This is a genomic window from Oricola cellulosilytica, from assembly GCF_019966575.1.
GTDB classification, from domain to species: Bacteria; Pseudomonadota; Alphaproteobacteria; order Rhizobiales; family Rhizobiaceae; genus Oricola; species Oricola cellulosilytica.
This window is the reverse complement of sequence record NZ_JAINFK010000001.1, coordinates 238433-252046: the sequence shown is the minus strand read 5'-3', so window position 1 is coordinate 252046 and position 13614 is coordinate 238433. Positions and strand designations below refer to the sequence as shown.

10 protein-coding genes and 1 riboswitch are annotated in these 13614 nt (G+C 63.3%); of the genes, 6 read left to right on the top strand and 4 right to left on the bottom strand.

Going from position 1 to position 13614, the window contains the following annotated elements; all coding sequences use genetic code 11:
• Window positions 1–3: 3 nt before the first annotated feature.
• From LC298_RS01125 to LC298_RS01115, 3 genes are all read left to right on the top strand, one after another.
• Window positions 4–1002, top strand: a complete 999-nt coding sequence (locus LC298_RS01125) for an Hsp33 family molecular chaperone (RefSeq protein WP_223385486.1) — start codon at window positions 4–6, stop codon at window positions 1000–1002.
• A gap of 86 nt (window positions 1003–1088) precedes the next feature.
• Window positions 1089–2468 carry an efflux RND transporter periplasmic adaptor subunit gene (locus LC298_RS01120; RefSeq protein ID WP_131565429.1) on the top strand — a complete coding sequence of 460 codons (1380 nt, stop codon included), beginning with the start codon at window positions 1089–1091 and terminating at the stop codon, window positions 2466–2468.
• A complete protein-coding gene (locus tag LC298_RS01115; RefSeq protein WP_131565431.1) occupies window positions 2465–5872 on the top strand; it encodes an efflux RND transporter permease subunit in 3408 nt (1135 codons plus the stop codon). The genes LC298_RS01120 and LC298_RS01115 overlap by 4 nt, the downstream gene beginning before the upstream one ends.
• A gap of 650 nt (window positions 5873–6522) precedes the next feature.
• Here the strand turns inward: LC298_RS01115 and LC298_RS01110 are convergent.
• Together LC298_RS01110 and apaG are read right to left on the bottom strand one after the other, a co-directional pair.
• On the bottom strand, window positions 6523–7983 hold the full coding sequence (locus LC298_RS01110) for a TrkH family potassium uptake protein (RefSeq protein ID WP_223385485.1): 1461 nt from the start codon (window positions 7981–7983) through the stop codon (window positions 6523–6525).
• Window positions 7980–8372 (bottom strand): Co2+/Mg2+ efflux protein ApaG, encoded by a 393-nt coding sequence (apaG, locus tag LC298_RS01105; RefSeq protein ID WP_131565433.1) that lies wholly within the window; start codon window positions 8370–8372, stop codon window positions 7980–7982. The genes LC298_RS01110 and apaG overlap by 4 nt, the downstream gene beginning before the upstream one ends.
• Before the next feature lie 147 nt (window positions 8373–8519).
• Here apaG and LC298_RS01100 point away from each other — a divergent pair, with 147 nt between their 5' ends.
• Both LC298_RS01100 and LC298_RS01095 read left to right on the top strand, forming a co-directional pair.
• A complete protein-coding gene (locus LC298_RS01100; protein WP_131565435.1) occupies window positions 8520–9125 on the top strand; it encodes a CDP-alcohol phosphatidyltransferase family protein in 606 nt (201 codons plus the stop codon).
• Window positions 9126–9128: 3 nt separating this feature from the next.
• The gene (locus LC298_RS01095; RefSeq protein WP_131565437.1) at window positions 9129–10295 is read left to right on the top strand and encodes an amidohydrolase; all 1167 of its coding nucleotides are present in this window, start codon (window positions 9129–9131) and stop codon (window positions 10293–10295) included.
• On the opposite strand, the gene LC298_RS01090 is transcribed toward LC298_RS01095, so the two are convergent.
• Window positions 10296–11486 carry an O-succinylhomoserine sulfhydrylase gene (locus tag LC298_RS01090; RefSeq protein WP_131565438.1) on the bottom strand — a complete coding sequence of 397 codons (1191 nt, stop codon included), beginning with the start codon at window positions 11484–11486 and terminating at the stop codon, window positions 10296–10298. It abuts the gene before it with no gap.
• A 61-nt stretch (window positions 11487–11547) separates the two neighbouring features.
• Window positions 11548–11625, bottom strand: a riboswitch (SAM riboswitch).
• A 74-nt stretch (window positions 11626–11699) separates the two neighbouring features.
• Between LC298_RS01090 and LC298_RS01085 the strand changes: the two genes are divergently transcribed.
• Window positions 11700–12788: a 2'-deoxycytidine 5'-triphosphate deaminase gene (locus tag LC298_RS01085; RefSeq protein WP_199223178.1), complete on the top strand. Its 1089-nt coding sequence runs from the start codon at window positions 11700–11702 to the stop codon at window positions 12786–12788.
• Here LC298_RS01085 and LC298_RS01080 read toward each other — a convergent pair.
• Window positions 12785–13576, bottom strand: coding sequence for an ion transporter (locus LC298_RS01080; RefSeq protein WP_131565442.1), 792 nt, complete (start codon window positions 13574–13576; stop codon window positions 12785–12787). The two genes, LC298_RS01085 and LC298_RS01080, sit on opposite strands and share 4 nt — an antisense overlap.
• Between the last annotated feature and the right edge of the window lie 38 nt (window positions 13577–13614).

The following is a 13614-nucleotide window of genomic DNA, read 5'->3' as shown; positions in this document are numbered from 1 at the left end:
GGAATGAACCGACTGAGCGCACGATCCGACATTTACGGAACCGATCCGCTGGACGCGGTCGTACCTTATCAAGTCGACGCGCTTGATGCGCGCGGACGAGCGGTGATGATCGGCCCGATGCTGGACGGAATACTGGAGCGGCATGACTATCCCGAACCCGTGGCGCGGCTGCTCGGCGAGATGATCGTCTTGACCGTACTCCTTGGCACCTCGCTGAAATTTGAAGGCAAGTTCATTGTGCAGAGCCAGACGGACGGTCCGGTCTCGCTTCTTATCGTCGATTTTTCCACCCCCGATGCTGTTCGCGCCTACGCCCGGTGGGATGACGACGCGGTCTCCCGGGCGATTGATGGCGGCCGCGCCGACCCCGCCGACCTGCTCGGCAAGGGTACGCTTGCGCTCACAGTCGATCAGGGAGCGCACATGCAGCGGTATCAGGGAATCGTAAAACTCGACGGATCCAATCTTGAGGAAGTGGCGCGAAACTATTTTCGCCAGTCCGAACAGATTCCGACCGAGGTGCGCCTTGCTGTGGGGCGACTCCTGGTGCGCGGCGAGGACGGGCAGAGCACAGGACACTGGCGCGCCGGCGGCATTCTCGCACAATTCCTGCCCGACAGCCCGGACAGAATGCGCGGCGCAGACCTTCACCCTGGCGAACTGCCGGACGGCGCAGATCTGCCGGAGCATGACGAAGACGACGCGTGGACAGAGATCAAGGCCCTGATCGAGACGGTAGGGGACGACGAACTGGTCGACGAGTCGGTCGGAGTGCACACGCTTCTGTACCGCTTGTTTCATGAGCGCGGCGTGACCGTCAGCGAGCCCGGCCCGGTTCGTGACCAGTGCACATGTTCGCGCGAGCGCGTGGCGGGCGTGCTCCAGTCGCTGACGGCAGAGGAGCGGTCTGAATCCGTGGATAATGGCGAAATTTCGGTCAAGTGCGAGTTCTGCTCGACGACATATAGCTTCGCCCCGGACGAGTTCGATACCACCCATTGATCTGCGTTGCGCCTGCGAAGATGACGCATTGTTAACTTGCAACGAGCCGCTGGGGCGTTACATGCTGCCATGCGAAAGGCGTTGTGATGCTCAAAGCCGTTGAATCGCGCGACAGAGATACGTCTTCCGGCGTATCGAGAGACCGGAAGAAACCGTCGGAGTCGCACGGGTTTGCAGCGACCGGTCTGGTTCGCGCGATCTTTCAGGCAATCCTGATGTTTGGGGTACTCGCCGTTTCGGCGTGGGTCATGAACATGCTTCTTGCTGCCAAGCCGGAACGCACCGCACGGCCGCAGACGGAGAACGCCATACCGGTCGACGCAGTTGCGGCCTTTCCCGCGGCTGAACGACCCACGATCAGGCTTTTCGGCGAAATACTGGCGGCGCGTTCCGTCGATATCCGACCTGCGGTCGGCGGCGAGGTGATATCCGTCAACCCGTCCCTTCGTGCCGGATCCCGCGTCACGGAGGGCGAGACGCTCTTTACAGTCGACAGGTTCAGCTACGAAGGCCAGTTGACGGAAGCGCAGGCTAACCTAGCTCAAACGGAAGCCGCCATTTCCCAGTTCCGGGCACGTCTCAATGCCGAGACCGAACAACTCGCCTTTGCAGAAAACCAGCTTGAACTGGCGCGCGGTGATCTCGAAAGAGCCGCACGGCTTTCCGAAACGGGTGCGCTGACGGCAAAGCAGGTCGAGGACCGCGAGCTGATCGTGAGCCAGCGGGAGCAAGCCGTCAGCACACGCCGCAATAACCTCCTGATCGAACAGGCTGGCCTTGAACAGCAACTGGCGACCCGTGACCGGCTCGCATGGAACGTGCGTCAGGCCCAGCGGAACCTCGAGAAAACGACCGTTGTCGCCCCGTTCTCCGGAGTGATCCGCAGTTCGGCGGTAGAAGTCGGACGTATCGTTTCGCCGAACGATGTAGCCGTCTCGCTCTATGATGACGAGGCGCTCGAAGCGCGTTTCACGCTGACGGACGCGCAATATGGCCGTGTCGCGACCGACACCGATCCGCTGATCGGCCGCGGAGTGGAACTGATCTGGACGGTCGGTGGAGTCGATTACAGCTATCATGCCGAGGTTGTTCGCATCGGCGCCGAAGTGGCTTCGGCCCGGGGCGGCGTGGACGTATACGCCCGTCTTACCGGGGGCGATACCGGTGTTCAGATCCGCCCGGGCGCCTTTGTTGAGGTGTCCTTGCCCGACCGTCTTTACGAGGACGGTTACCGTCTTCCGGAAACTGCTATCTACGACGGCGATAGTGTGTACCTCGTTGTGGAAAGGGAGTTGCAGCGCCGCGAAGTGAAGGTGGCGGCGTTCGATGGCGCCGACGTCATCGTGCAGTCCGGGCTAGAACCCGGCGACCAGGTACTGACGAGCAGGCTCTCGCGGATCGAAAACGGCCTGAAAGTGACCTTGCCGGACGACTTGCAGCCACGCGCATCCGGGGCGGACGAATGAACGTCGCTCCGTTCGCGCGCGGACGGGGGTTGGTTTCCACCTTCATTCGCCACCCCAATGCGGCAAATCTGCTGATGGTGCTGATGGTCGTGTTCGGCGCCTTCGCATTGGCGCGCATCGACACGCAGTTCTTTCCCACCGTCGAAACCTCGACCGTTTCGATTTCCATTCCATGGTCGGGCGCGAGCGCCGAGGATGTGGAAACCAACATCCTTGCCCTGACCGAGCCGGCAGTCCGGTATCTCGACGGCGTCAAGGAGATGAATTCCTATGCCCGGGAAGGAGCGGCGTCGATCACGCTGACCTTCGTCGAGGGCCACGACATGCAAAAGGCTGTTGCCGACGTGGAGACAGCCGTGAAGGCTCTCGCGACTCTTCCCGAAGAGGCCGAAGACGCCACAATTACGCGCTCGCGGTGGTTCGACCGCATCGCATCCGCGTCGATCAGCGGCGATATTCCCGAGGAAGATCTACGCTTCTGGGGGAAGAAGATCCGCGACGATCTGCTCGCCCGCGGCGTCGACCGCGTGACCTTTACCGGGTTGCGCGATCCGGAACTGCAGGTATCGGTTCCGGAACGTGAACTGCGGCGCTTGGGGATCACGGTCGAGGACGTCGGGCAGGCAATTCGCTCGAACAGCCGCGACCGCCCATCCGGAAATCTCCAGGGTCGGATCGACCGCCAACTGCGTACGCTCGCGGATGTTGAATCCCCGCGAAGTCTTGGCTTGGTGGAGGTCAAATCCTTCGCCGGCGGAGAGAAGGTTCTCCTGTCCGATATCGCGCGCATCCGCGCGGGTTTCGAGGACGGTGGCGTGCGCGGGCTCTCGCGGTCCGGCGGCGCAATCGAACTCGACATCATGCGATCGGACCAGACCGACACTTTGACCGCCAACCGCATCCTTCAGGATTACATTGCGGAACTGCGGCCGCAATTGCCGGACGGGCTTGAACTCCAGATCTACGAGGTGCGCGCCGATGCGCTTGGCGAGCGCATCATGCTTCTCGTCAAGAACGGCATGGGCGGTCTGGTGCTGGTGGTCATCGTCCTCTTCATCTTCCTGAATGCGCGTATCGCATTCTGGGTAGCGGCGGGAATCCCCGTCGCGCTGCTGGCGACGATTGGCCTGATGTATGTGAGCGGCCAGTCCATCAACATGATCTCGCTTTTCGCGCTGATCATGATGCTCGGGGTCATCGTCGATGACGCGATCGTTGTCGGAGAGCATACCGACACGCGTCTACGTCTCGGGGAAGATCCGGTGACGGCCGCCGAAAACGGCGTGGGGCATATGCTGATCCCGGTGACGGCGGCAGTAACGACGACAATCGCGACCTTTTCGCCCATCCTGCTCGTCACCGGCCATATCGGTCAGATCATGGGGGCCATGCCCTTCGTCGTCATCGCCGTCGCGCTGGCAAGCCTGATCGAGTGTTTCCTGATCCTTCCCGGGCATTTGTCGCATTCGATGAACGGACGCCGCGGTTTGCGCTGGTCGTACTGGCGGCAGTTCATCGTTGCGCTCATTCTGACGACCTTTGCCGTCGCCTTCGTGACTCGCGCGGGTGGGGAAGGTGGCGCGCTTGCTGGCCTGCCGCTTCTGGCGGAGCTGGACGCATGGCGCCAGAGCCTGACTCCGTTTGCCGCGTCGCTGGCCGTGGCTGCCGGAGCGCTCGTTCTCGCGACGGTGATCGAGGCGTTGTTCTACGCACTTGCGGCGTTCGGACGCAGCCGGGGAGATTCCGATGAGCAGGAAAGCTGGTTCCGGCGCAGGTTCGATCGCGGGTTCGATCGGTTCCGCAACGGACTGTTCAACGCCCTTGTGACGCTTTCCTTCCGCTGGCGTTACGTCACGGTGGCGATCGCCGTCGGTCTGGTTCTAATATTCGCGCGCGGCCTCTATGGCGGCGGACATGTCGGCTTCGTCTTCTTCCCTTCGCCGGAGTCGGAGAACATTCGCGGCAGCGTGATCTTCAATGCGGGTATTCCGGAAGACGATGCGGTCGCGGCGCTGAACCGGATCGAGGATGCGCTGTGGCAGGCCGATGAGGAATTGCGGGGCGAAGGGCCGAGCCTCATCCGGGCGACTTTCGCGACATTGGGCTCTTCGGGCCGCCAGCAGGGCGACAATCTCGGCCGCATCAAGGTCCAGTTGACGACATCGGAGGAACGCACGGTGCGTACGCCCGATATCGTGCGTGCCTGGCGCAGGGCCGCGCCGCAGATCCCGGGTGTTCAGCGGTTCTCGATCCAGCAGACGCGCGGGGGGCCTCCCGGAGCCGACATCGATGTCGAGCTCAAGGGAACGTCGATCGGCGTGCTCAAGCAGGCTGCGGCGGAGGTCGTTCCGCTGGTCGGCGCGATTCGCGGAGTGTCCGGCGTCGAGGATGACCTGCCCTACGGCAAGCCGGAACTGGTGATGACCCTCAAGCCGCGCGGCGCTGCGCTCGGATTCAGCCTCGACGCGGTGGGGTCGCAGATCCGAGCGGCATTCGAAGGTGTCGTTCCGCACCGTTTCGCGCGCGGCGACGACGAGGTGGCGATCCGCGTCGATCAGGTGATGCGCGAGGAGGGCACGGCGGCGCTGCGCAGCATGCAGCTGAAGAGCCCGGGCGGTGAATACGTGCCGCTGACGGAGATCGTGAATCTGCGCGAGACACAGGGCTTCGCGGCAATCCAGCGGCGTGAGGGCAAGACGACGATCTCGGTAACCGGGGATATCGACAACGACGTCAACACCACCGACGGCGTGGTCGAGCAACTCGAAGCGAGGGGGGCTCTCGAGGCGATCGCCCGCAAATATGGCATCGAGTACGAATTCGGCGGCCGCAGCCGAGAGCAGCGCGAGGCCTTCCAAGACCTCGGCGTGGGCACGCTCGTCGCGCTTTCGGTGGTTTACATCATCTTGGCGTGGGTGTTCGGCAGTTACTTCCGTCCCTTCGCGGTAATGCTGATCATCCCGTTTGGCGTGGTTGGAGCCGTCATCGGACATTGGCTGCTCGGCTATCAACTCACGATCCTTTCGATGATCGGCCTTTTGGGGCTGGCCGGCATCCTCGTGAACGACTCTATCATTCTCGTCTCGCGCTACGACGAGCGGCTTCGATCGGGCGAGGAGGTCGACGAGGCCTGTATCGGGGCAAGCCGCGACCGGTTGCGTGCGGTTCTGCTGACATCGCTGACGACGATCGGCGGCCTGATTCCGCTGCTCTTCGAGAAGAGCCTGCAGGCGCAGTTCCTGATGCCGATGGCGATAACCATGGTGTTCGGCCTGGCGATGGCGACATTGCTGGTCCTCTTCCTGGTGCCCGCCCTGATCGGCATCGGCTATGACATCCGGCTTGCGCTGATCGCGCTCTACGGCCGGCGCGAGGGCCAAAAGGCGCTGTCCGCCGGGGAGTGACGCACGCCGCTCCGTTGCCACACCGGTTCTTTTTCCCGCCCTTAAGCTCCTCATTCCATTCGTCGCTGGCGGGCCGAGTCTGTCCCATCCTTAAGCTTCGGGCCACGCCCTCGCTGATGGGCCGTTATCTGTCCCGCCCTTAAGCTTCGCTTCGCTTGCTGGCAGGCCCCTTAGGGCGTGCCTCTCCATTGCCACGCCCCGTCTCCAGTCTGGCCATTGAAATTTTCCTGCTGGCCATGACTCGCTATCCCGGATCGGCTTCGCCAACCGGGGCGTCATGGCGGGATGGGAAGCGGGCGGTCGTCGTCACGCTTCTATGAATGGTTTGGTGCGATCGGATCGACCGCCCGCCGGCTGCTCACCCGCCTCCCGGCCACGGCTCGCGGTCCCGTAGGACCGGCCGAAAAGCTGAAGGCTAGGGCCCGGCCGTAAGCTCTTGCCAGGCGTGAACCGCACGCCCCAGCCGGCACCGCATCCCTCCGCCTGGCCATCCGGTCCATGAACCCGGCTTCCCGTGGAGGGACGTCCGGCAAGTATGCACGAGGTGTCAGAGGTGTGGATGGAACCCGGGCGGAAAAAATAAAATAACGAGACGGGCCAACGAGTTAGAGAAAAACAAGCAAAAAACTTATCCACCCAAAGCCGACGCGCTATGTCCGCCAGAAGCGCGGCAGGAAAAGCACAAGCACGGTGAACAATTCGAGCCTGCCGAGAAGCATGGCGAAGGAAAGCAGCCACTTGGCCGTGTCGTTCAGCGGCTGATAGGTGCCGGTCGGGCCGATGATCGGACCGAGGCCAGGCCCGACATTCGAGATCGCCGATCCCGCTCCCGACACGGCCGTCAGAAGATCGAGTCCTGTTGCCCGCAACGCTACGGATATCACGGCGAAGGCCGCCAGGTAGAGAAACACGAAGGTCGTGACGGCGAGCGGAACGCGATCGTCCAGCGCGCGCCCGTTGAAACGCTTCACAAACACGCCGTGGGGGTACAGCACGCGGGCGAGCCGCTCGCGCACTTCGCCAAACAGGACCTGGAAACGAAAGATCTTGATGCCGCACGAGGTCGAGCCGGCGCAGCCGCCGATGAACATGATGATGAAGAAGAAGGCGATCGCTTGCGTGCTCCAGCTTCCGTAATCCGCAGAGGCGTAGCCGGTGCCTGTCATGATCGACACCACGTTGAAGGCGGCGGTCCGGAAAGCCTCGCCTTGCGACGGATAGAACCGGCTGGCGACTGCAATCAGCCAGCCGATAAGTGTGAGCAGCAGCACCGCCGCAAGAAAGGTTCGAACCTGCTGATCCCGCCACAGAGCGATGGGCCGCCCCTGGAGCACCTGCACATAGATCAGGAAGGGGATCGAGCCTGCCAGCATGAACACGATCGCAATCCATTCGATTGCGGGCGCCTGGTAGAAACCGATAGAGGAATCGCGGGTAGAAAATCCGCCGGTCGCAACAGTCGTCATCGCGTGGATGAGCGCTTCGCCCGGCTGCATCCCGGCGACGATGTAGGAAATGGCGCAGGCGGCCGTGAAAGCCACAAAGATGAGGGTCATCGAGCCGGAAATCTGTGTTGCGCGGGGGAGGATCTTTTCCGGCGTGTCGAACGCTTCGGCCTTGAAGACCTGCATGCCGCCGATCTGCAGCATAGGCAGGACGGCGACCGCCATGACGATGATGCCTAGCCCCCCCAGCCATTGCAGCATGCCGCGCCAGAGCAGGATGCCCGGAGGCGCTTCGTCAAGACCCACAATGACTGTCGCCCCGGTCGTTGTCAGCCCCGACATCGCCTCGAAGAAAGCATCGGTATAAGTGGGGACAATGCCAGACCAGCGGAACGGAAGCGCCCCGGCCGTGACGAGCGCCACCCACACCACGACCGTCATAAGCATGGCCTGGCGGGTAGAAAGGCTTCGCGACAGGCCGCGCGTGGCCGCATAGAACGTCACGCCGACAAGCGTCGTCGCGGCGGACGAGGCGGCAAAGACCTGCCAATCCGGATTTCCGGCAATGGCGTCGACGAGGGCCGGTATGAGCATCGCCGCCCCAAGCGTGGTCAGCAGGATGCCCGTCACCAGAATGACCGGCCTGACGTCGATTGCAGAGATCAATTTAGCGTCCGCATCGGGTCGGGGAGATCGAGGGAGAACGCGGGAATGTTCACGGTGAAGCGTGTGCCGTCGTCGCGGCGCATCACGTAATAGCCGACCATCGTTCCGGACGGCGTGTTGAGCGGGCATCCCGACGTGTACTGGTAGCTGTCCCCCGGTGCGAGAACGGGATGTTCGCCGACAACGCCCGGTCCCTCGACTTCCTCGACCTGTCCGACGGCGTTCGTGATCCGCCAGAAACGGGTCTCGAGTTCCACGGTGCTGTTGGATTCATTGACGATCACGATCGTATAGGCCCAGACATATCGATGCGCCTCCGGTTCCGACTGCTCGTCCAGATAATGCGGTTCGACCGTGATCTCGATCCCGTCTGTTTGGGCGCGGTACATTTTTCTGACTTAGCCCATCGACCGGTGGATGAGAAGGCAACACGGCGCTCCCTCACACGTTGCTGATTTGCGCGTGACGCGGAGGGTGGGCATGACATTTGCCGCCGCCCGGCGTATGGCCGTTCAATCGCGCTAGGAGCAGACGAGATGCTGGACGACAGACTGCGCCCCAAGATCGACCTGTTGATCGATCCTATCGCCAGACGCGTTGCCGCAGCAGGCGTCACCGCCAACACGGTGACGGTCGCCGGCCTTGTCCTCGGATTGGCGGCGGCCGCCTCGATCGCCGCACAAGCCTATCTCGCCGGGCTGGCGCTGGTGCTCGCCAGCCGCCTTTTCGACGGCCTTGACGGCGCGGTGGCGCGGGTCAAGGGCAAGACGGATTTCGGCGGGTATCTCGACATCGTCCTCGATTTCGCCTTCTACGGTGCGATTCCGCTCGGCTTCGTTCTCGCCGACCCGCAGGCCAACGCGATCCCCGGCGCGGTGCTGATCTTCTCGTTCTACGTGAACGGCGCGAGCTTTCTCGCCTTCGCGATCATGGCGGAGAAGAACGACCTCGCCTCGCGCGAGAAGTCGGCGAAGTCCTTCTTTTTCAGCACCGGCCTCGCCGAGGCGACCGAGACGCTTGCGGTGTTCGTGCTGGCCTGCCTCGTTCCGGAATGGTTTCCGGCGCTGGCCTATCTTTTCGCGGCGATATGCTTCTACACCGCCTTGTCGCGCATCGTGATGACCGGACGGCTGTTGGGTTGAACCATGACCGGGACCCTGACCCTGCAATATGAAGCCGATTTCATTGCGGAACTGACAGCGCTTCGGCACAGTCTGCACCGCGCGCCGGAAATTTCCGGCGAGGAGAAGGCGACGGCCCGCCGCATGGCGGACTGGCTGCGCGGATGCGGAGCGGACGAGATCGTCGAAGGCCTCGGGGGCCATGGCGTCGCAGGGATTTTCGACAGTGGGGCGCCCGGCCCGGCTGTTCTGTTTCGCTGCGAGCTCGATGCCCTGCCGATCCACGAGACCGGGACGCCCGAATGGCGCTCCAACCTTCCAGGAAAGGGACATATGTGCGGCCATGACGGGCACATGGCGATCCTGTGCGGGTTGGCGAAACGGTTGCAGGCCGACCGTCCCAAGTGCGGACGGGTCGTGCTTCTGTTTCAACCTGCAGAGGAAACCGGGGCGGGCGCGCGTGCGGTGGTCGATGACGCTCGCTTTGCGGGCATCAGACCGGATTTCGCCTTCGGCCTGCACAATCTGCCCGGCATGCCGCTCGGCCATGCGGCCATTCGCGACGGGGCCTTCTGTTTCGCGTCCGAAGGCCTGGCGGTCGACTTAACGGGATGGACGTCGCACGCGGCCCATCCGGAGGACGGCCGCAGCCCGGCGCGGGCGATGACCGAGCTTGTGACCGGCCTGCCGAACCTTCCGGCGAAGCTCGGCATGCGGCCGGGCGAGGGGCTCGTGACGCTGTCCCATGCCCGTCTCGGCGATCCCGCCTTCGGTATCGCGCCGGGCGAGGCGCGGATCATGGCGACGCTGCGATCGGAAACCGATGCCTTGCAGGAACGGCTCATGGAGGCTGCCGAGGACCTGGCCGGGTCAGTCGCTGCCGACGCCTGCCTGAAGTTTGCGATGGAGAGATCCGAGCGGTTCGCGGCCTGTTTCAACGATGCTGCGGCGACGGCCATGGTGCGCACCGCCCTCGACGCGACCGGCACCCCCTCGACCGAAAACCGGAAGCCGTTCCGCTGGTCGGAGGATTTCGGCGTGTTTTCAGGGGTTGCGCCGTCAGCGTTCTTCGTGCTGGGGGCCGGCGAGACATGCCCGCAACTGCACAATCCGGATTACGACTTCCCCGACGCGATCATCCCCTCCGGCCTGGCGATCTTCGAGCAACTCGTGCGGATGCACTGCTCCTGACTAGCGCGCCGCTTCCAGCGCCTGGTCGAAATCGGCCAGCAGATCCTCCGTATCCTCCAGCCCAATCGACAGCCGCACCAGTCCGTCGCTGATGCCGAGATCGGCGCGGGCGTCTTCGGCGAGGTTCTTGTGAGTCGTCGTCGCCGGATGCGTGACGAGGCTCTTGGCGTCACCGAGATTGTTGGAGATGCGGACGATCCGCAGCGCGTTCTCGAACGCGAATGCCGCCTTCTTGCCGCCTTTCAGCTCGAAGGCGACCAAGGTCGACCCACCCTTCATCTGTTTGGGAATGATGTTGGCCTGCGGGTGGTCCGGCCGCCCGGGATAGAGAACGCGCGAGACCTCGTTACGTTCGGCGAGAAAGTCGGCGATCCTGCCGGCGGTCTCGGTCTGGGCCTTCACCCGCAGCGGCAGCGTTTCCAGGCCCTTCAGCATGACCCACGCATTGAAGGGGCTCATCGACGGTCCGGTGTGGCGGTAATAGTCGTGGAGTTTCTCGTCTATCCATTCCTGGTCCGCCAGAACCACGCCGCCGAGACACCGGCCCTGGCCGTCGATATGCTTGGTGGTCGAATAGACGACGATGTCGACACCAAGTTCCAGCGGCTTCTGCAGAATCGGCGTTGCGAACACATTGTCGAGCACCACCTTGGCGCCGATCGAACGTGCGACGGCCACGACATGACCGATATCGATGACCTCGAGGGTCGGGTTGGTCGGGCTTTCGAAGAAGAACACCTTGGTGTTCATGCGCACCGCGCGCTCCCATGTGGCCGGATCGGTGCCGTCGACTAGCGTCGTCTCGATGCCGTAGCGCGGCAGCAGCGTCTCGACGATCCAGCGGCAGGAGCCGAACAGCGCGCGGGCCGCGACCACATGGTCGCCGGCGGAAAGCTGACAGAGGAGAGACGCGGCGACGGCGGCCATGCCGGAAGAGGTGGAGCGGGCGGCTTCCGCACCTTCGAGCACGCACATGCGCTGCTCGAACATCTCGTTGGTGGGATTGGCGTAGCGCGAATAGATGAAGCCGTCATCGTCGCCCTTGAAGCGTGCCTCGGCTGCCTCGGCGCTGTCATAGACGAAACCCTGGGTCAGGAACATCGCCTCCGACGTCTCGCCGAACTGCGAGCGAAGCGTGCCGCCATGGACCATTTGCGTCGCCGGCCCCCGTGTGCGCCAATCAGTTCCCATGTCGCTTCTCCATACAAAAAACCGGCCTCGCGTCGCCGCAAAACCGGTTGATACATACCCCATGGCATGGTCCGCGGCCTTTTAGCGAGTTGTTTTACGTGGCTGCAAGCCGACCGGCCAAATCACCACGAAACTTACCTGTCCATAAGGCTTGGCGGCGCTTGCGTCAACAAATGCACTCGCTGATGGTGCGCCGCGACGGAGGACCTGTGTGTGGAACATTCTGGCGGCATCCTGCCGGACAGCGCCATCCGGGCGCTTTTTGACGCATCCGCGCTGACGGCGGATCGGCCCCTCGACGCCGACCAGATTCAGCCGGCGAGCCTCGACCTGCGTCTGGGCGAGACGGCTTATCGCGTCCGAGCGAGTTTCATGCCGGGCCGCGGGTGCAAGGTCACCGACAAGCTCGACCAGCTGAAGTTGCACGAGATCGACCTGCGCCGGGGAGCGGTGCTCGAGACCGGCTGTGTCTACATCGTGCCGCTGCTCGAGGCGCTGGCCCTGCCGGACGGCATCGCCGCCTCGGCGAACCCGAAGAGTTCCACCGGGAGGCTCGACATCTTCACCCGGGTCATGACCGACCACGGGATTGAGTTCGACAAGATTCCGGCCGGCTATCACGGCCCGCTCTATCTCGAGGTCAGCCCGCGCACCTTCCCGATCGTCGTACGGGCGGGTTCGCGGCTTTCCCAGGTGCGGTTCCGATCGGCGGCAACGATCCTCGGCGCTGCGGCGCTCGGCGAGTTGCACGCCGCCGAGACGCTGGTCGCCGGCGACGATCCGATCATCACCGATGCCGGGATCGCAGTTTCGGTCGATCTGACCGGCGACGAGAACGGCCTTGTCGGCTACCGGGGAAAGCATCATACGGCGGTCGTCGATGTCGACAAGCGCGGCGCCCACGACGTGCTCGATTTCTGGGAGCCGCTGCATGTGCGCGACCGCAAGGAACTGATCCTCGATCCAGATGAGTTCTATATTCTTGTGTCGCGCGAGGCGGTGCATGTACCACCGTTCTATGCCGCCGAGATGACCCCGTTCGATCCACTGGTCGGCGAATTCCGCGTCCACTATGCCGGCTTTTTCGATCCCGGATTCGGCCACACCGCCGCCGGAGGGTCGGGAAGCCGCGCCGTCCTCGAGGTGCGCAGTCACGAGGTACCGTTCGTTCTGGAGGACGGCCAGACCGTCGGGCGCCTCGTCTATGAAAGGATGGAGAAGCGGCCCGACGCGCTGTATGGCGTCGATCTCAAGTCGAACTACCAGGCCCAGGGCCTGAAGCTGTCAAAGCACTTCCGCTAGTCCGCAAGGTCGCGGCCGCGCAGCGCCCGTATCTCGGTACGCAGCTTGCCGATTTCCTCCAGAATGACCGCCTGTTCGTCATGCAGTGACGCGCGATCGCTGGCAGCCTCCTCGTCGTGCTCCTTCTGCATCGCCGACACCACGACACCGATGAACAGGTTGAGCACGGTGAAGGTGGTGCAGAGGATGAACGGGATGAAGAATGCCCATGCCCACGGGAACACCTCCATGACCGGCCGGACGATACCCATCGACCAGCTCTCCAGCGTCATGACCTGGAAAAGCGAATAGGCCGACGCGGGGATGGTGCCGAACCATTCCGGGAAAGCGGCGCCGAAGAGCTTCGTCGCCATCACCGAGAAGACGTAGAAGAACAGGCCGAGCAGCAGCAGGATCGAGCCCATGCCGGGAAGTGCGGCGAGGAGGCCGCCGATGACCCGCCGCAGCGACGGTACGACGCTGACGAGGCGCATGACGCGCAGGATGCGCAGCGCACGCAACACCGAGAACGCGCCGGTGGCCGGCATCAGCGCGATGCTGACGACGAGAAGGTCGAAGATCCGCCAGGGGCTGCGGAAGAAATCGAGCCGGTAGACGATGAATTTGGCGAGCAGTTCGACAACGAAGACGGCAAGAATCGCGCGATCCAACGCGACGATCAGCGTCCCCGCGGCGTTCATCACGGCGGGCGACGTTTCCAAGCCAAGGGTCACGGCGTTGATTATGATCAGCGTAACGATCGCCTGTTCGAATTTCGGGGATTCGATAAGTGCTTTGAGACGGGACATTGCCGGTAGCGCTAGGTCCGGATTACGGCAGGAACTGG

Coding starts and splice junctions, on each gene's coding strand:
- LC298_RS01125 (WP_223385486.1), top strand. CDS start 4: ATGAACCGACTGAGCGCACGATCCGACATTTACGGAACCGATCCGCTG.
- LC298_RS01120 (WP_131565429.1), top strand. CDS start 1,089: ATGCTCAAAGCCGTTGAATCGCGCGACAGAGATACGTCTTCCGGCGTA.
- LC298_RS01115 (WP_131565431.1), top strand. CDS start 2,465: ATGAACGTCGCTCCGTTCGCGCGCGGACGGGGGTTGGTTTCCACCTTC.
- apaG (WP_131565433.1), bottom strand. CDS start 8,372: ATGTACCGCGCCCAAACAGACGGGATCGAGATCACGGTCGAACCGCAT.
- LC298_RS01100 (WP_131565435.1), top strand. CDS start 8,520: ATGCTGGACGACAGACTGCGCCCCAAGATCGACCTGTTGATCGATCCT.
- LC298_RS01095 (WP_131565437.1), top strand. CDS start 9,129: ATGACCGGGACCCTGACCCTGCAATATGAAGCCGATTTCATTGCGGAA.
- LC298_RS01090 (WP_131565438.1), bottom strand. CDS start 11,486: ATGGGAACTGATTGGCGCACACGGGGGCCGGCGACGCAAATGGTCCAT.
- LC298_RS01080 (WP_131565442.1), bottom strand. CDS start 13,576: ATGTCCCGTCTCAAAGCACTTATCGAATCCCCGAAATTCGAACAGGCG.